Below are 16,271 nucleotides of genomic sequence, written 5' to 3' on the forward strand. Positions count from 1 at the left end.
TGAAAGGTGAACGAATGGTGGGATGTGACACGCCTCGCACCACCTGCCTCCAGGAGGGGCACAGGCGTTCGCCGTCACACTCCGCAGACTACCGCTCACAGCCCGAAGCGACGCTGGAGGTCCCCCAGTTGTCCGGGAAGGCGCGGTGCACCCGGCTGCTGACCCGGTTGCCCCGGAGTGCCCCGTCCGCCTGGTACGCCCCCCTGATGGGGCACCTCTCCCGATGCCCGTTCGGGCATCAGCGCCTCGCTGGACTGGAGCAGGACCGTGCCCGCGCCCACGAACTCGAACTGGTGCTCCTCACCTGACGTCCCGCCGATGCCGGTCAGTGCCCGCACGCCTCCGATCACGCCCGTGAGGTATCCGTGGTCGTAGTGGTGGCAGGGGGAAGGGCAGTCCGCCCACCCCACGAGCGCCTGTGGATCCACACGGATCGGGGGCTCCATGAAGACCACCGGGCCGTTCGACGCGGCGACGAACTTGCCCGTGCCGATGAGGGTCAGAAAGCCCGGAACGATCGACTGCTTCAGCGCGAGAGTTGGCTGAAAAGCGAGGAGGTTGCCGGAGCGAATGGTCAGGTTGCCCTCTTCGAGATCGTACGAATTCACGTCGAAGGCCCGGTCGGCGAGGAGCATCTTGCCCTGGCCGTCCGCCACGACCCAGTCGCTCGCGTGCAGCGGCGAATGAAAGCTGGTCCGGACCAGACGGTCCAGGCGGCCGTGCCCGATGCCGTTGAATTCGATCCGTCCGTAGTAGGCGATCATCTTCCCCTTCTGCAGGAACCACTGGTTCCCCTTGAGCTCCACGCAGAAGGTGTACGGATTCACGCTGTCGTCGCTCGGCAGCGTCATCGGGTCGAAGACGGCGGGCGCGCCCGCGGGCGTCGAGACGTTGGGGTTCACAGCTTCTCCTCCGAAGCCTGCACGTACACGGCGCCGGTTCCCGACAGCTCGAGCTGGAAGGCCTCTCCGGAGCCGCGGCCCACCATGTCGCGCCAGCCGAGCGCCGTGGACAGCTTGTTGCGCACGTCGCCGTGGTGCGCGACATACGCCTGCGGGTCCACGTGGACCGGACGCTGAGGGGTGATCGGCACCTCGATGACGCCGCCGTGCGCCATGACGGCGACCGCGCCGTGACCCTTCAGGGTCGTGGTGAACAGGCCCTGGCCGCTCACCTGGCCGCGCACCATGCCCATGACGCCGCCCTGGGAGCCCATGAACATCGTGCCCTGCTGGAGCGTGCCGTCGAAGGCCAGCAGGCGGTCCGCCTCCACGTACAGCGTGTCTCCGGAGAGGTTGATCACCTGAATGTGGTGGCCGCCGTGCCCGAACAGGACCGTGGCGGTGGGGGCGCCTCCCGGGCCGTCACCACCTTGGGGGACCTCCACGGTCATCAGGGGCGTGGCCTCGCCCGCGACCCGGCGCCCGATCATGGAGGCGAGACCGCCCTGGCCGCCCTGGATGTTGGGGGTGAAGGAGACGTCCCCCCGATAGGCGAGCATCGCGCCGCGCTGGCTGAAGATCTTGGCGCCCGGCCGCAGGGTGGCCTCGATCATCTTCGAGTTGATCTCACGGAAGGGCATGTCACACATCTCCCGCGATCGTCGCCCGCTCGCTGGGCTGGACATAGACCAGGCCCTCGCCCTCGAAACGGATCTGGAAGGCCTCGCCGCCGCCCTCGCCCATGAAGGTGCGGAACGTGACACCGGACTGGAAGCTCTGCCGCACATTGCCCTGGTGCGCGATGTACGCCCCCGGGTCCACCGTCAGCGGATACTCCCGGGAGACGCGCAGCACCACCGCGGGGCCGTCGGAGACGATCGCCGCCTGGCCGGCGCCCTCGACGGTCGTCGTGAACAGGCCGTTCCCCTGCGTCGCGCCCCGCAGGCCGGTGAAGCTGGTGCCGGTGCGCAGGCCGGCGTCGGTGCAGAGCAGGTTGCTCGCCTCGACGTACAGCTTCTCGCCGCTCAGCCGGACGAGATTGATCTCGGTGGCCCGGTCGGCGAACCAGCAGGTGCCGTGCCCCTTCACCTCCATCACCGTCATCTGCTCGCCGATGACGCGGCGGGTCACCATGCCCCGGATGCCCTCGCCGCCGCCGGTCATCTTCTTGAAGGCCATCTGGCCGTCGTACGCGACCATCGAGCCGTTCTTCGCCTTCACGGCGTCGCCCGTCATGTCGACGGCGAGCACTCTGCTCCCTTGGAGCCGGAACGTAGCCACGAATCGACGGTAGCCGCCGCGTACCCACCCAGAACAGGGTGAAGGGCCCTGAGCGAACCCCGAGAACACCCCGATGTCACAATGGGGGTCGCTTGTGCGTCCGTTCACAAGATCGGCGCCGCCGAGCCACGCCCCCTGCCTGTCGTCCGTCCCACCGAAGGTGACCCGTGGACATCAAAACCGCTTCCGCACTCCGCCGCCTCCGCCTGGTCTCCGTGCCGGAAGGCATTTCCTGGATCGTGCTGTTGGTCTGCACGATCATCAAGTACACGGTCTCCGAGGACTTCAACGTGGCGCCGGTGCTCGGCCCGATCCACGGCGTGCTCTTCGTCCTGTACGTGGTCTTCTGGCTCGACGCCTGGAACCGCGCCAAGTGGGACCTCGGGACCGGCGCCCTGTACTTCGCGTTCTCGTTCATCCCCGGCGGCGGCTTCATGGCCGAGCGCAAGCTGAAGCGTGAGGCCGAGGCCGCGGTGATCGCGTCGCGCGCCCGCAAGGAAGGCGTCGTGAACGCATGATCGTCGCCTTCTCCGTGACCCCGCTCGGGGTCGGCGAGGACGTCGGCGAATACGTCGCCGACGCGGTCCGCGTGGTCCGCGAGTCGGGCCTGCCGAACCGGACCGACGCCATGTTCACGTCCGTCGAGGGCGAGTGGGACGAGGTGATGGACGTCGTCAAGCGCGCCGTCGCCGCGGTCGAGGCCCGCTCCCCGCGCGTCTCCGTCGTCATGAAGGCGGACATCCGCCCGGGCGTCACGGACGGCCTCACCTCGAAGGTCGAGACGGTGGAGCGCCACCTGTCCGCCTAGGTCACCCACGGGCACTTCCTGCCCTACGGCTCGCCGCCCGCCGTGCGCGGCGGGCAACACGCACGCCGCGCCGAAACCGGTGCGGCGTGCGTGTTTGTGCGCGGTCCGGTTGTCCGCCCCGGTCTCCTCGCGCACCGCATGTGGCACCTGGCATGTGCAAAGAGCGCGTGCGGGGTGCATGACGGGGGCGTGCGACCCCATGGTCAGTTACTCAGCGTCACGCCTTCGAGGTGTTGACGGCATTCTCATCACTCTGCGTGGGTAGCCAGCGACATATGCGGATATGCGCCTGCGAGGAGTGATGGTGATCCACAGCGAGTCGCGGCCCCTGACCGACGGACGCGTGAGAGTCCTGCCGTTCGGCACCGGCAGCGAAGGGATCCTCGACCGGGGGGATCACGCGCTGTTCGGGGTGAGCACGGGCAACAGCTATTTCAGCCGCCAACGGCTGGCCGAGGCGATGGTGTGGGCGGTGGAGCGCTTCGCCGTCGTCGACGTGGTGCACGCGGACGTCGCCCTCCAGGCGATGCTGGAAGCCTTCGGCTACGAACGGCCCGCCGCGCGCAGGAGCGTGAGCAAACAACTGCGCGGCGTGCGGCGGCGCGTCGACGGCGCCCTCGCCGACATCGGCGCGACGGCGGAGCGCGTACGGGCACGGCCCCTGTCCGCCTTCCTCGACCAGCCCGGCTACCGGGAGGTCCGGGCGCGGACCCGGACGGCCCTGCGGACCGACATGGAGCTGCGGTCGGTGCGGGACGCCATGGCGTACCAGTTCGTCGCCAAGCGGCTGCAACCGAACGCTTCGCCCACTCCCGCCCAGGTGCAGGCGGCGCTCGCGTACGTGGACGCGGAGCTGCCGTTCTTCGTCGACACGCCACGGATCCTGGGCGTCGCCTCGTCCGTCCACTGCTACCACACCGTCCTCTCGCTGGGCCGTCTGCTGTTCAGCGAGCGGCAGACGGGGCTGCGCCCTGCCGCGACCCAGGGCTACGCCGTCGTCGCGTGCCAAGACTGACCCGAGGAGGGCTCCTGCGGGCCCTTGGAAGAGAGCAGATCACCATGGCATCCACCAGCACTGACGCCTCCCAGCCGTACGCGGACGTCGAGTGGCCGCTGTCCCGCCGCGGCGACATCGTCCCCGCCGCGTGCACACGGCTGCGCGAGGAGCGCCCCATCGCGCGGATCCGGACTCTCACGGGCGACGACGCCTGGCTGGTGACCAGCTACGCCCTGGCCCTCCAGGTCCTCGAGGACGAACGCTTCAGCCTGCGTGACACGGCGGCTCCCGGCGTGCCGCGCCAGTACGCGCTGACGATTCCCCCCGAGGTCGTCAACACCATGGGCAACGTCAACAGCGCCGGCCTCCACCAGGAGGTGCTGCGGGCCTTCGGGCCCCGCTCCGGTCCCGCGTCCGCGGAGTGGATGGCCGAGCGGGCGCGCGAACTGGTCGACGCCATGGTCGAGGAAGGGGGCCCCGTCGACCTGCGGCAGCGGTTCGCCGAGCCGTACTCCGCCGCCCTGGTCTGCAAGGTACTGGGCCTGCCGTACGAGGACGGGCTGCGGCTCATGTCCGGCCTGGACCTCGGCTTCGTCACCAGCCCCGTCACGTACGAGGGCTGCACCGCCAACTGGGACAAGGACTACGCCTACGTGCTGCGCCACGTGCGCGCCGACCGCGCCGACCAGCAGGGCCTGATCAAGCGGCTGTGCGAGCTGCGCGACGATCCGGAGCGCGACGGCGGCGACCTGACCGACGAGATGCTCGCCGCCACGGTGACCTCGCTCTTCGGGGCGGGCGCGATGAGTACGTACGTGTTCCTGCTGCACGCCGTGCTGACGCTGATCCGGCACCCGGAGGCGATGGAACGCCTGCGGGAGCGGCCGGACGCGATGCCCCGCGCGGTGGACGAGCTGATGCGGTGCACGCTGTCGATCGGCGACGGACTGCCCCGGATCGCCCGCGCCGACGTGCAGGTGGGCGGCGTCCTGGTGCGGGCGGGGGAGCTGGTGCTGGTCTGTGTCGAGGGGGCGAACTTCGACCCCGGTCAGTTTCCGGATCCCGAGCGGTTCGATGTCGACCGCTCGCCCAACACGCACCTGTCGTTCGGGGCGGGCCGCCACTTCTGCCCCGCCTCCGCGATCTCCCGCGTCCATGCCGGGGAGGCCCTGACCGTCCTCCTGGAACGCCTCCCGAACCTGCGGCTCGCGCTGCCCGTCGATCAGCTGGTCTGGCGCACGGGCAACATCAAGCGGGTCCCCGAGAGGCTTCCCGTCCTGTGGTGAAGACACCCCAAGACCCCCGCACTTGAGCGACTGCTCAAACATCAGTATCTTATGTTTGAGCAGTCGCTCAAAACTGCGTTGACGTGGGGGTTTGCCGTGAGTCTGTATATCGAGGCGCGCATACGCGCCGATCTCGACGACCTCTGGGCCCGCACCCAGGAACCCGATCAGCACCAGCGCTGGGACCTGCGTTTCGGCGAGATCGACTACCTGCCGTGCGAGGAGGGCGAGCCGCAGCGCTTCCGGTACGCCACGCGCGTGCTGCCCTTTCTGACCATCGCCGGCACCGGGGTCTCCGCGGGCGAGAAGCGGCGCGCCGACGGCACCAGAACCTCCGCACTGCGCTTCGCGTCCCCGCATCCGCTCTCCCTCCTCGAAGAGGGCAGTGGCTACTGGCGCTACGTACCCGCGGAGGACGGCGACGGCATCCGCTTCCTCACCGGGTACGACTACCGTCCGCGCTGGGGGCGGTTCGGGAAGCTCGCCGACCGGCTGGTCCTGCGCCCCCTCATGGGGTGGGCGACCGCCTGGTCGTTCGACCGGCTCAGGCTGTGGCTGGAGCGGGGCATCACCCCGGAGCGCGCCCTGCTGCACGCGGTGCTGGATGTCGCCGCCCGCGTCCTGTGCGTCACCGCCGCGGTCCTCTTCGCCCCCATGCTGGCCCTGGCGGCCGCGGCCTCGATGCTGATGCTGCCGCCGCTGCCCACGACTCCGGCCGCCCGCCGCTGTCTGCGCAAAGCGCCGGCACGCGCGCGTGAGCCGCGCGTTCTCTCCGGCCTGGGTCCTCTTGCGTCTCGCGCTCCGCGCACCAGGACCGAGGGGCAGTACTCGTGACGCAGACCTCTTCGATCTTCCGCACCGTCATGGGCGCCGACTTCCACCGGCTCCACCCGCAGCTCCAGCGGCGCTTCTCCGTCGGCCTCGCGGGCGGCGAGGCCTGCACGGGCCGGGGCGTCATGGACCGCATCTGGCACGGGCGGGGGTTCGTGAAGCCGTTCCTCGCGCTCGGCGGCACCCGCAACATCCTCGTCCCGCGCCAGGGCAGGAACGTTCCCTTCGTCATCGAGAACGTGCCGTACACCGATACGTACGGCCGTGAGACGGTGACCTTCGTGCGCACCTTCGACCTGCCCGGCGGCCCCCGCCGCTTCGACGCCCAAATGGTTCTGAGCCCCAAGGGCGACCGCGTGCTCGACTACCTCGGCACGCACCAGCACCTCGCCAGCGACCTCCACTTCCGTGCGCAGCCCGACGGCTCGCTCCTCATCCGCTCCGGAGAGCACCGCTTCCGGGAGGGCCCCGTGGACTGCCGCGTGCCCTCGCTCATCGGGGGCGACGCGGAGGTCCGCGAGTCCTACGACGAGGAGTCGGGCCGTTTCCGCATCCGGGTCCGGGTCACCAACTCCCGCTTCGGGCCCCTGTTCGGCTACGAGGGATCCTTCACGGCGACGTACACCGACGTCCGTACGTGCGAAGTCCGCCCGGGCCTCCGGCCGGTCCGCGAGGAGGCGCGCGCGTGAGTGAGGCGAAGGACCCGGCCAAGAGCCTGGAGACCCGGACCAAGCTCCTCGAGGGAGCGTTGCGGACGCTGACGGAGCAGGGCATCGCCAAGACCTCCGCGCGGAACATCGCGGCGGCGGCGGGGGTCAACCAGGCGCTCGTCTTCTACCACTTCGGCTCCGTCGACGAGCTGCTCGCGGCGGCGTGCCGGCACGGTACGGAGCAGCGGGTCTCCCGGTACCGGGAGCGTCTCTCCGGGATCGACTCCCTCGCCGGGCTGCTCGCCTTCGGGCGCGAGATGCACGAGGAGGAGCGCGAGGCGGGGCACGTCGCCGTGCTCGGCCAGCTGCTCGCCGGGTCGCAGACGCAGCCGCGGCTCGCGGTGGCCACGGCGGCGGGGCTCGCCCTCTGGATCGAGGAGATCGAGAAGGTCCTGACGCGGGTGCTGGCCGCTTCGCCGCTCGGGGAGTTCGTCGATGCGGTGGGGCTGGCGCGGGCGGTGGGGGCGTCGTTCGTGGGGATGGAGCTGTACGAGGGGGTGGATGCGGTGGGGGCGGAGCGGGCGCTCGACTCCCTCGAGCAGCTCTCCCTTCTCGTCTCCGCCGTCGAGGACCTCGGCCCCCTGGCCCAGCGGGCGGTCCGACACCGCCTCCGTCGAGTACGCGGCTGACACCGCGGTGACCTCGCCCCCTGCGGGGCGCTGCGCTGTGCTTGGGGGTGGGCTGGCTCTGCGACGCCCTGCTCGGTAGGAGCACCAAGCCCGCCGCGGGGGCGCTGCGCTGTGCTTGGGGGTCGGCTGGCTCTGCGACGCCCCGCTCAGTAGGAGCACCAAGCCCGCCGCGGGGGCGCTGCGCTGTGCTTGGGGGTCGGCTGGCTCTGCGACGCCCCGCTCAGTAGGAGCACCAAGCCCGCCGCTTCGCGGCGGATGTTTCCCACCCGCCCACCCGTTTACCCCGCGCCGTCCAGTGGGAGTAAGGGCGGCCGGAGGAGGGAGGGCGGGGTCGTCCGTTTGTTCCGCGTCAGTCGGCGGGAGAAGGGGGCCGGAGGGGGTGGGTCCGCCCGTTTACCCCGCGGCGCCAGCGGGAGTAGGGGCGGCCGGAAGGGAGGGCGGGGTCGTCCGTTTGTTCCGCGTCAGTCGGCGGGAGGAGGGGGCCAGAGGGGGCCGGAGGGGGGTGGGTCCGTCCGTTTGTCCCGTGCCGTTCAGTGGGAGTAGGGGCCGGGGGCCGGGGATCTGTTTGTAGGTCGTGTTCGTCGGCCCGCAGTCGCGAGCGCGTCCGAGGGGACGTGGGGGTATGTGCGCACGGAGCACCGAGCACACGGGGGCGGCCGGGAACATTCCACGGGGCGCAGGGATGGCGAGTACGCACATACCCCCGCGGCCCCGCCCCCCCACCGAACCTTAGGCGCCCCGCCGACTCACCCTCGCCGACCTCGCCGACCTCGCCGACCCACCTCCCCCTCACCCCCACCCCCCTCACACCCCACCCCCCACCGCAACCCCACCCAAACCGCCCACCATAAAACCGCTCGCACGGGGGAACACCGTTCGACACGCCAAAGAAAGTCCACTTTTGTGAGGGTATTGGCGGAACTCGGACCACCAGAACCTGGAGGGCGCTGTGCGGCAGCCGGAGGGCTACGACTACGAGACCCACAGCACGCTCGCCGGACCGCTCACCGAGCCGGACGGCGATGACGGGGGAGGGGAGAGGCAGGGGAGCGGCGCGTATCGCGTGCAGTATCGCTCTCTGCTCTCCAGCGAACCGCACCGAATACGCGCCGTCCTCCTCATGAGCCTCGCCCCCGTCCTCACGGGACTCCTGCTCGTCTACCTCGTGTGGCCCACCCACTGGACCGAACGCGAAGGCGGCGACCGCTGGCTGATCGGGCTCGACATCACCATGCTCGTGGCGATCGGGCTGATCGAGCTGTTCATGCTCGTCAACGTCGTGTCGATCGCCCACGCGACGATGGTCGCGAGGGACCCGATACCCGTGCGTCCGGAGCCCGGTACGCGCGTCGCGTTCCTGACGACGTACGTGCCCGGCAAGGAGCCGCTGAGCATGGTGCGGGCGACGCTCGAAGGTGCCGTTCAGGTTCACCATTCCGGGCCCCTCGACGTATGGCTCCTCGACGAAGGGGACAACCCCGAGGCCAAGGCGTTGTGCGAAGAGCTGGGCGTACGGCACTTCACGCGTAACGGCGTGCCCGAGTGGAACCGGAAGAAGGGGCCGCACAAGACCCGCACCAAGCACGGCAATTACAACGCCTGGCTGGCCATGCACCACGCGGAGTACGACTTCTTCGCCTCCGTCGACACGGACCACGTACCGCTCCCCAACTTCCTGGAGCGGATGATGGGGTACTTCCGCGACCCCGACGTCGCGTTCGTCGTCGGACCGCAGGTGTACGGGAACTACGACACCCCGGTCACCAAGGCCGCCGAATCCCAGCAGTTCCTCTTCCACGCGCTGATCCAGCGCGCAGGCAACCGCTACCGCGCCCCCATGTTCGTCGGCACCAACAACGTCGTGCGCATCAGTGCGCTCACGCAGATCGGTGGGCTCCACGACTCCATCACCGAGGACATGGCCACCGGCTTCGAACTGCACCGGCACCGCAATCCGGTCACCAAGAAGCACTGGCGGTCGGTGTACACCCCGGACGTGCTGGCCGTGGGGGAAGGGCCCGCCTCCTGGACGGACTTCTTCACGCAGCAGATGCGCTGGTCGCGCGGCACGTACGAGACGCTGTTCAAGCAGTACTGGAAGGCGCCGTTCACGATGCCGCCGGGGCGCCTCTTCTCGTACTCCCTGATGCTCGTGTACTACCCCATGACCGCCGTGAACTGGCTCCTCGGAATTCTCAGTTGTGTGCTGTTCCTGTGGTTCGGGGCCTCCGGGACACAGGTCGCCGCCTCCGTCTGGCTGATGCTCTACAGCGACGCGGCCGCCCTCCAGATCGGGCTGTACCTGTGGAACCGCAGGCACAACGTGTCTCCGCACGAGCCCGAAGGCTCCGGAGGGCTCGCCGGGATGGCGATGTCGGCACTCTCCGCGCCCATCTACGCCAAGTCGCTCGGCGCGGCGGTCGTGCGCAGGCCCAGCCGGTTCGTCGTCACTCCCAAGGGCGGCGACGCCAGCCCGGACCGGCTCCTGACCTTCCGGATCCATCTCTTCTGGGCCGTCGTGCTCGCGAGCTCACTGACCGCCTCCTTCGTCCTCGGACACACCCACGTGGCGATGCGCACCTGGGCCGTCCTCGCCATGGTCATCTCCCTGGCCCCCGTGTCCATCTGGGCCTACGGCCTCGTCAAGGAGCGCAGGGCCCACCCGCAAACGCAGACGAAGGCGCAGGCGCAGCGGGCCGCGCTGCGCGGCGAGACCGCCCCCGAGGGCGAGCCGGAGCCCGCGCTCGCCACCGGCACGTCGACAGGAGGGAACTGATTCATGGCCCCCATGGCCTACCGGCCTTCCAAGCGCACCAGGAAGACGCTCCTCGGAGTCGGCGCGGGCGCCCTGCTCGTCGGGCTGAACGCGCCCGCCGCGCTCTCCTTCGCCGAGGAGAAGTACTACGCGTACAAGATCGCCCAGCCCGGCTACAAGAAGAAGTACGGCTCCTGGAAACAGGTCAGCATTCCGGAGGAGTTCCGCACCAACGCCATTCACGCCGCACTGCTCCACACGGGCAAGGTGCTGATCGTCGCGGGGTCGGGAAACGAGCAGAAGAAATTCGACGCGGGGTCCTTTGACACCGTGTTGTGGGATCCGAAGAACGACACGTTCAAGAAGATCCCGACGCCCGAGGACTTCTTCTGCTCCGGGCACGCGCAACTTCCCGACGGGCGGCTTCTGGTGGCGGGGGGCACCGCGCGCTACGAGTTGCTCGACGGTGAGGTGGAGCGGGCCGGCGGCGGTATGCGCGTGAAGAACGAGAACCCCGACAAGCCCGTGGTCCTGAAGAAGGGCACCAAGTTCCGGTCACCCTCGGGTGTCGAGTACGTCAGCAAGTTCGACGTCGAAGTTCCGAAGGCCAAGCGGGACTTCGAGATCACGTACTCCAAGTCCGGTGTGATGCAGCCCTGGAAGACCAAGGTCAAGGCGAGCGAGGCGCGGGTCTTTGTCGAGGCGGTGCAGGACGGCGAGCAGTCGGTCACCGAGAAGTCCGCGCAGTACGAGATCGAGGGGCTGACCGGGGACGAGGCCGACAACACGTACGGCATCGCCGAGAAGATCGACATGGAGAAGCAGGACTTCCAGGGGATCAAGGCGGCGTACGAGTTCGACCCCAGGGCCGAGAAGTACATCCCGGTGGAGCCGATGGAGAAGGCCCGCTGGTACCCGACGCTCGTCGGCCTGGAGGACGGCAAGGTGCTCGCGGTCTCCGGACTCGACGACGTGGGCGTCGTCGACCCGGGCGACAACGAGATCTACGACCCGAAGACGAAGAAGTGGACGGACGGGCCCAAGCGGTACTTCCCCACGTATCCCGCGCTCTTCCTCACCAAGGGCGGAAAGCTCTTCTACCCCGCTTCGAACGCCGGTTACGGTCCCGCGGAGAAGGGCCGTGAGCCGGGCCTGTGGGACCTGGACACGAACAAGTTCGAGAAGGTCCCCGGCCTGGAGGACCTCGACCAGACCGAGACGTCGGCGTCCGTGCTGCTGCCGCCCGCCCAGGACCAGAAGGTGATGATCCTCGGCGGCGGGGGAGTGGGCGAGTCGGACAAGGCGACGCGGCGCACCGCTGTCATCGACTTGAAGGAGGACAACCCGTCCTTCAGGACCGGGCCCCAGCTGCCGCAGGGCACGCGCTACCTGAACAGCGTCCTCATGCCGAACGACTCCGTGTTCACGACGAACGGCGCCTCGGACTACCGCGGACGCAGCGCCAGCAACATCCACAAGGCGCAGTTCTACGACCCCAGGACCAACGCCTTCCAGGAGGCCGCGGCACCCGCGGTGGGCCGCAACTACCACTCCGAGGCGCTGCTGCTGCCCGACGGCCGGGTCGCCACGTTCGGCTCCGACCCGCTCTACGACAACGAGCAGAACACCAAGCTCGGCCACTTCGAGCAGCGCATGGAGATCTTCACGCCGCCGGCGCTGCACCGGGGCGGCGCGACGCGGCCGGTGCTCGGCGAGGGCCCCGAGGAGCTGGGGGCCGACGGCCGCGCGACGTTCCGGACCGACCGCCCCGAGACCATCGCGTCGGCCCGGCTGATGCGGCCGAGCGCGGTGACGCACACGACGGACGTCGAGCAACGGTCGATCGCGCTGAAGGTCAGCAAGGACCGGGGCTCGGTGACGGTGGACGTGCCGCGGGAGGACGCGGCGCTGGTACCGCCGGGCTGGTACATGCTGTTCGTGACGGACAAGGACGGCACCTCGTCCGAGGCGAAGTGGATCCACGTCGGCGCGGACGACTGACGGACCCGAGGGCCGCCCGAGCGGAGCCGCGTGCTCAGGCGGCCTTCGCGTTGCGCGCGAGGCCCAGCGCGTAGTCCGGCCACCACTGGCCCGCCGCCGGGCCGCCTCGGCACGGGCCGTCCGAGTCGCCGGGCCGCTTGATCCACAGCACGGCGTCGACCAGCGGATCGCCCGTGCGGTCGGTCGGCGGGGTGCCGAGGCCGCGTCCCGGCGGGTTGCACCAGGCGTCCTGACGGTCGCCCGCCAGCGGGCCCCTGCCGTTGCGGCTGGTGTCCATGACGAAGTGCTTGCCGCCGACCGTGGCCGACAGCGTACGGCCGTACGACTTGATCGTCCCGTCGCTCTGGAAGTTGGAGACGTTGAGGGAGAAGCCGTCGGCCTGCGCGACGCCCGCCTTCCGCAGGGGCTCGGTGAGCTTGCCGGGCTCGGAGATCCAGCCGGGGTTCCCCGCGTCGAGGTACACCTTGACCTTCGGCTGCCGCTTCAGGCGCTGGATCGCCTCGGACAGCAGCTGGTACCGGTCCTCGTGGTACTCGGCCGGGGTGCAGCCGTCCACGATGTGCGGGATCGCGTCGGGTTCGAGGACGACGAGGGCGGGCGCGTCGCCGATCGCGCCGGCGAACGTGTCCACCCAGGTCCGGTACTGGTCGGCGCTGCCCGCGCCGCCCGCCGAGTGCTGACCGCAGTCGCGGTGCGGGATGTTGTACGCGACGAGCACGGCGGTGCGGTTCTCCTTCGCCGCGCCCCGGGTGGCCTGCGCGATGTCGGGCGCGGGGTCGTCGCCCGCGGGCCACACGGCCATGGGCTGCTCGGAGATGCGCCTCAGGGCCTGCGCGTCGCGCGTGCGGCCCTGCTGTTGCCACCGCTCGACCTGGCGCGCGGCGGGGCTGTCCGGGTCGACCCAGAAGGCGCCCTCCGACGGCCCGGCGGACCCGGTGGCGGCCCCGGGCGCGGTGGCCTCCTCCTTCGCGCCGGACGCGGAGTCGGAGGAACAGCCTGCCGGGAGCCCGAGGGCGGCGAACGCCGCCAGTGCCGTGAACGTGCGGAGCAGCCGGTGCATCCAGCCCCCTTGGGCGGTGGTGACAGTGACAGTGACGGTCAGTCAGCCCGGCAATCGTTACATAAAGGACTAGTCGCGCTCTTGTGCCACACCGCCCCCGCCGGCGAGGGCGATGCCGAGCGGGGTGCACTCGTAGAACACCCGGTGCCCGTACCGCCGCGACACCAGGAGCCCGGCGTCCCGCAGCGCCGCCAGATGCGCGGACACGGTGGACGGCGCGAGCCCGAGGCGGTGCGCGAGCTCCGACGTGGTGGCGGGCGCGTCGAGCGCGGCGAGCACGGTGGCGCGCCCGCGGCCGAGGAGCCGTACGAGGGCCTCGGGCGTACGGGCCGACGGCTCCGCCCACAGTCCCGCTATGCCCCGCACGGGGTAGGCGAGCGTCGGCTGCCACGGGGCGTCGTAACCGCTGATCACGTCGGGCCAGGAGAAGACGCTCGGGATCAGGATCAGCCCCTGCCCCGTCAGGTGCCGCACGTGCTCGTCGTGCCAGTCGACGGTGAGCGTCCCCGCGTCCCACGCGAGCCGCCGGTCCAGCTCCGGAAGCAGCCCGCCGAGGCCGACCTCCGCGAGCCGCCGCGAATGGAAGGCGACATCGGCCTCCAGGAGCGCCCGCAGACGCGGCCAGTCCGGCTCGACCAGCGCGTGCCAGGCCGCCTCCATGGCGTCCGCGAGCTCCAGGACCGCGGCTCCCGGATCGGCGAGCAGGGCCCGGCCCTTCGGGGAGTCGGCGGCGCCCGGAGTGCAGGCGAGCGCCCGCGCCATGTCATCCCGCGCGGCCACCGGATCGGACGCGCGGACCCCCGCGATCTCCTCCTCGAAACGGGCCGCGGGCCCGATCGGCGGCGGGCCGAGGAAGTCGGGGGAGTGCCCGCGCCGCGGCATCAGGAGCCAGAGCGCGGAGAGGTCGAGGCCGCGGGCCGCCGCACGGATCCGGCGCAGCCACCGGGGGTGATAGGCGTGGCGGTCGGGGCGCTTGAGGGTGCGTACGGCCTCCTGCGTCTCCCACAGCGGCGAGACCGCGAACCGGCAGCGCAGCAGATCGTCCTGCCCGAAGTGGATGTGGAACGGCACGGGGTCCGGGTTCCTTGTCGCGGTCACAGGCTCTCGGCGGATGGGCGTCCCGGACGGGGCGTCGCGGACGGGGCGTCGGAGATTCGCCCGGGACCGAAACTCTAGGGCAGCGCACACAGCAGCGTGAGGCTGCCCGCATGCCCCCGTCCACCGCTGCCGCCACCGGCTACACCCGCGTCTTCGCCGTACGCGAGTTCCGTGCCGTCTTCGCCGCGCACGCGCTCTCGCTGCTCGGCGTCGTCGTCAGCGAGATCGCGCTGACCGTCCTCGTCTACGGCCTCACCGGATCACCGCTGCTCAGCGCGCTCACCTTCGCCCTCGGCATGCTGCCGTACCTGGTGGGCGGCACGCTGCTGTCCGGGATCGCCGACCGGTATCCGCCGCGGCGGGTGCTCGTCGTGTGCGACGTCCTGTGCGCCGGGTGCGCGGGCCTCATGGCGCTGCCCGTGACCCCCGTCGCCGGGCTGCTCGCGCTGCGCTGCGCCATCGCCCTCGTCGCGCCCGTCTTCAACGGCACGCGCACGGCGACCCTCACCGACATCCTCGGCGACGGCGAGCTGTTCGTCCTCGGCCGCTCCCTGCTGCGGATCGTCTCGCAGAGCTCCGTCCTGGTCGGCTTCGGACTCGGCGGCGTACTCCTCACCGTCGTGTCGCCGCGCGGCGCGCTCGCCATCACCGTCTGCACGTTCGCGGTGTCCGCGCTGCTGCTGCGGTGCGGGACGAAGCGGCGGCCCGCGCGCGGGGGCAGCGGCGGCGCGCTCGTGCGCTACTCGCTGGGCGGCGCGCGGGACGTGCTCGGCAACCGCCGCGTGCGGGCCCTCATGCTGCTCTTCTGGGCGCCGCCCCTGTTCATGGTCGTCCCGGAGGCCCTCGCCGCGCCCTACGCCGACGAGGTCGGCATCGGCGTCGCGGGCGTGGGCCTCCTGATGAGCGCCGCGCCGGTGGGCACCATCGCCGGTGAGCTGTACGCCGGGTCCGCGCTCTCCGCGTCCACGCGCGCCCGTATCGTGCTGCCACTCGCCTCGCTCACGCTCGCGCCCCTCACCGTGTACGCGCTCACGCCCGGTCTCGTCCCCGCGCTCGTCGCCCTCGCGCTCGCGGGAGCGGGCTCCGCCTACACCCTCGGACTTGACCGCTGGTTCGTCGACGCCGTGCCCGACGAGCTGCGGGGACGCGCGATGACGGTGCTGACGGCGGGCCTCATGACCATCCAGGGCCTCGGCATGGCGCTCGCAGGACTTGCGGCGGAGTTCTTCGCGGTGAGCACGGTCGTGGCGGGCGCGGGCGCCGTCGGCACGGTCTGTTGCCTGCTCCTGGTGGCGGAGGTGCGGTCGACCGAATCGCGAGACGGGGCTGACCAGCATGTGACCGACGGGTAAGGTCGATGGCGTGCCGAAGCCGCTCAGCCTCCCCTTCGATCCCATCGCCCGCGCCGACGAGCTCTGGAAGCAGCGCTGGGGATCGGTCCCGGCCATGGGTGCGATCACCTCCATCATGCGGGCGCACCAGATCCTGCTCGCCGAGGTCGACGCGGTCGTGAAGCCGTACGGACTGACCTTCGCGCGCTACGAGGCGCTGGTGCTGCTCACGTTCTCGCAGGCCGGCGAGTTGCCGATGTCGAAGATCGGCGAGCGGCTCATGGTGCACCCGACGTCGGTCACGAACACGGTGGACCGCCTGGTCAGGTCCGGCCTGGTCGACAAGCGCCCGAACCCCAACGACGGCCGCGGCACGCTCGCCTCCATCACGGAGAAGGGCCGCGAGGTCGTCGAGGCCGCGACGCGTGAGCTGATGGCGATGGACTTCGGGCTCGGGGTGTACGACGCGGAGGAGTGCGGGGAGATCTTCGCGATGCTCAGGCCGCTGCGGGTCGCGGCGAAGGACTTCGAGGAGCAGTAGGA

16 protein-coding genes are annotated in these 16,271 nt (G+C 70.6%); 11 read left to right on the plus strand and 5 right to left on the minus strand.

The window, feature by feature from the left end:
* Nucleotides 1–95: 95 nt before the first annotated feature.
* From AC07DO_RS23795 to AC07DO_RS23805, 3 genes are read right to left on the minus strand one after another with little or no spacing between them, the layout of a single operon-like run.
* Complete coding sequence (locus AC07DO_RS23795) at nt 96–851, minus strand: AIM24 family protein (RefSeq protein WP_150188463.1); 756 nt, start codon at nt 849–851, stop codon at nt 96–98.
* A 47-nt stretch (nt 852–898) separates the two neighbouring features.
* Nucleotides 899–1,582 carry an AIM24 family protein gene (locus tag AC07DO_RS23800; RefSeq protein ID WP_479062356.1) on the minus strand — a complete coding sequence of 228 codons (684 nt, stop codon included), beginning with the start codon at nt 1,580–1,582 and terminating at the stop codon, nt 899–901.
* A gap of 1 nt (nt 1,583) precedes the next feature.
* Complete coding sequence (locus AC07DO_RS23805) at nt 1,584–2,222, minus strand: AIM24 family protein (protein WP_479062358.1); 639 nt, start codon at nt 2,220–2,222, stop codon at nt 1,584–1,586.
* A gap of 167 nt (nt 2,223–2,389) precedes the next feature.
* Between AC07DO_RS23805 and AC07DO_RS23810 the strand changes: the two genes are divergently transcribed.
* The 9 genes from AC07DO_RS23810 to glxA all read left to right on the plus strand — a co-directional run bounded on the left by AC07DO_RS23810 (nt 2,390) and on the right by glxA (nt 12,239).
* Nucleotides 2,390–2,740 carry a DUF3817 domain-containing protein gene (locus tag AC07DO_RS23810; RefSeq protein ID WP_150216147.1) on the plus strand — a complete coding sequence of 117 codons (351 nt, stop codon included), beginning with the start codon at nt 2,390–2,392 and terminating at the stop codon, nt 2,738–2,740.
* Nucleotides 2,737–3,030, plus strand: coding sequence for an MTH1187 family thiamine-binding protein (locus AC07DO_RS23815; protein ID WP_150186265.1), 294 nt, complete (start codon nt 2,737–2,739; stop codon nt 3,028–3,030). Before AC07DO_RS23810 ends, AC07DO_RS23815 begins: the two co-directional genes overlap by 4 nt.
* A 301-nt stretch (nt 3,031–3,331) precedes the next feature.
* Nucleotides 3,332–4,045, plus strand: a complete 714-nt coding sequence (locus tag AC07DO_RS23820; protein WP_479062361.1) for a tRNA-dependent cyclodipeptide synthase — start codon at nt 3,332–3,334, stop codon at nt 4,043–4,045.
* A 44-nt stretch (nt 4,046–4,089) separates the two neighbouring features.
* On the plus strand, nt 4,090–5,313 hold the full coding sequence (locus tag AC07DO_RS23825) for a cytochrome P450 (RefSeq protein ID WP_479062363.1): 1,224 nt from the start codon (nt 4,090–4,092) through the stop codon (nt 5,311–5,313).
* A 96-nt stretch (nt 5,314–5,409) separates the two neighbouring features.
* On the plus strand, nt 5,410–6,147 hold the full coding sequence (locus tag AC07DO_RS23830) for a hypothetical protein (protein WP_479062364.1): 738 nt from the start codon (nt 5,410–5,412) through the stop codon (nt 6,145–6,147).
* Between the two features lie 29 nt (nt 6,148–6,176).
* Nucleotides 6,177–6,833 (plus strand): DUF4166 domain-containing protein, encoded by a 657-nt coding sequence (locus AC07DO_RS23835; protein ID WP_479062501.1) that lies wholly within the window; start codon nt 6,177–6,179, stop codon nt 6,831–6,833.
* Nucleotides 6,830–7,483, plus strand: a complete 654-nt coding sequence (locus tag AC07DO_RS23840) for a TetR/AcrR family transcriptional regulator (RefSeq protein ID WP_479062365.1) — start codon at nt 6,830–6,832, stop codon at nt 7,481–7,483. The genes AC07DO_RS23835 and AC07DO_RS23840 overlap by 4 nt, the downstream gene beginning before the upstream one ends.
* A gap of 949 nt (nt 7,484–8,432) precedes the next feature.
* Entirely contained in the window at nt 8,433–10,259 is a 1,827-nt protein-coding gene (locus AC07DO_RS23845; protein ID WP_479062367.1) for a glycosyltransferase family 2 protein, read from the plus strand.
* 12 nt (nt 10,260–10,271) lie between these two features.
* Complete coding sequence (glxA, locus tag AC07DO_RS23850; protein WP_479062502.1) at nt 10,272–12,239, plus strand: radical copper oxidase GlxA; 1,968 nt, start codon at nt 10,272–10,274, stop codon at nt 12,237–12,239.
* 34 nt (nt 12,240–12,273) lie between these two features.
* On the opposite strand, the gene AC07DO_RS23855 is transcribed toward glxA, so the two are convergent.
* Both AC07DO_RS23855 and AC07DO_RS23860 read right to left on the minus strand, forming a co-directional pair.
* Nucleotides 12,274–13,299: a glycoside hydrolase family 6 protein gene (locus tag AC07DO_RS23855; RefSeq protein WP_479062368.1), complete on the minus strand. Its 1,026-nt coding sequence runs from the start codon at nt 13,297–13,299 to the stop codon at nt 12,274–12,276.
* Between the two features lie 69 nt (nt 13,300–13,368).
* The gene (locus AC07DO_RS23860) at nt 13,369–14,370 is read right to left on the minus strand and encodes an ArsR/SmtB family transcription factor (protein WP_479062370.1); all 1,002 of its coding nucleotides are present in this window, start codon (nt 14,368–14,370) and stop codon (nt 13,369–13,371) included.
* Nucleotides 14,371–14,507: 137 nt separating this feature from the next.
* Here AC07DO_RS23860 and AC07DO_RS23865 point away from each other — a divergent pair, with 137 nt between their 5' ends.
* Complete coding sequence (locus AC07DO_RS23865; RefSeq protein ID WP_479062372.1) at nt 14,508–15,749, plus strand: MFS transporter; 1,242 nt, start codon at nt 14,508–14,510, stop codon at nt 15,747–15,749.
* Between the two features lie 10 nt (nt 15,750–15,759).
* Nucleotides 15,760–16,269 carry a MarR family winged helix-turn-helix transcriptional regulator gene (locus AC07DO_RS23870; RefSeq protein ID WP_479062374.1) on the plus strand — a complete coding sequence of 170 codons (510 nt, stop codon included), beginning with the start codon at nt 15,760–15,762 and terminating at the stop codon, nt 16,267–16,269.
* Nucleotides 16,270–16,271 lie beyond the last annotated feature (2 nt).

This window comes from Streptomyces sp. NPDC045678 (assembly GCF_056432085.1).

Coding starts and splice junctions, on each gene's coding strand:
- AC07DO_RS23795 (WP_150188463.1), bottom strand. CDS start 851: ATGACGCTGCCGAGCGACGACAGCGTGAATCCGTACACCTTCTGCGTG.
- AC07DO_RS23800 (WP_479062356.1), bottom strand. CDS start 1,582: ATGCCCTTCCGTGAGATCAACTCGAAGATGATCGAGGCCACCCTGCGG.
- AC07DO_RS23815 (WP_150186265.1), top strand. CDS start 2,737: ATGATCGTCGCCTTCTCCGTGACCCCGCTCGGGGTCGGCGAGGACGTC.
- AC07DO_RS23820 (WP_479062361.1), top strand. CDS start 3,332: ATGGTGATCCACAGCGAGTCGCGGCCCCTGACCGACGGACGCGTGAGA.
- AC07DO_RS23825 (WP_479062363.1), top strand. CDS start 4,090: ATGGCATCCACCAGCACTGACGCCTCCCAGCCGTACGCGGACGTCGAG.
- AC07DO_RS23835 (WP_479062501.1), top strand. CDS start 6,177: ATGGGCGCCGACTTCCACCGGCTCCACCCGCAGCTCCAGCGGCGCTTC.
- glxA (WP_479062502.1), top strand. CDS start 10,272: ATGGCCTACCGGCCTTCCAAGCGCACCAGGAAGACGCTCCTCGGAGTC.
- AC07DO_RS23855 (WP_479062368.1), bottom strand. CDS start 13,299: ATGCACCGGCTGCTCCGCACGTTCACGGCACTGGCGGCGTTCGCCGCC.
- AC07DO_RS23865 (WP_479062372.1), top strand. CDS start 14,508: ATGCCCCCGTCCACCGCTGCCGCCACCGGCTACACCCGCGTCTTCGCC.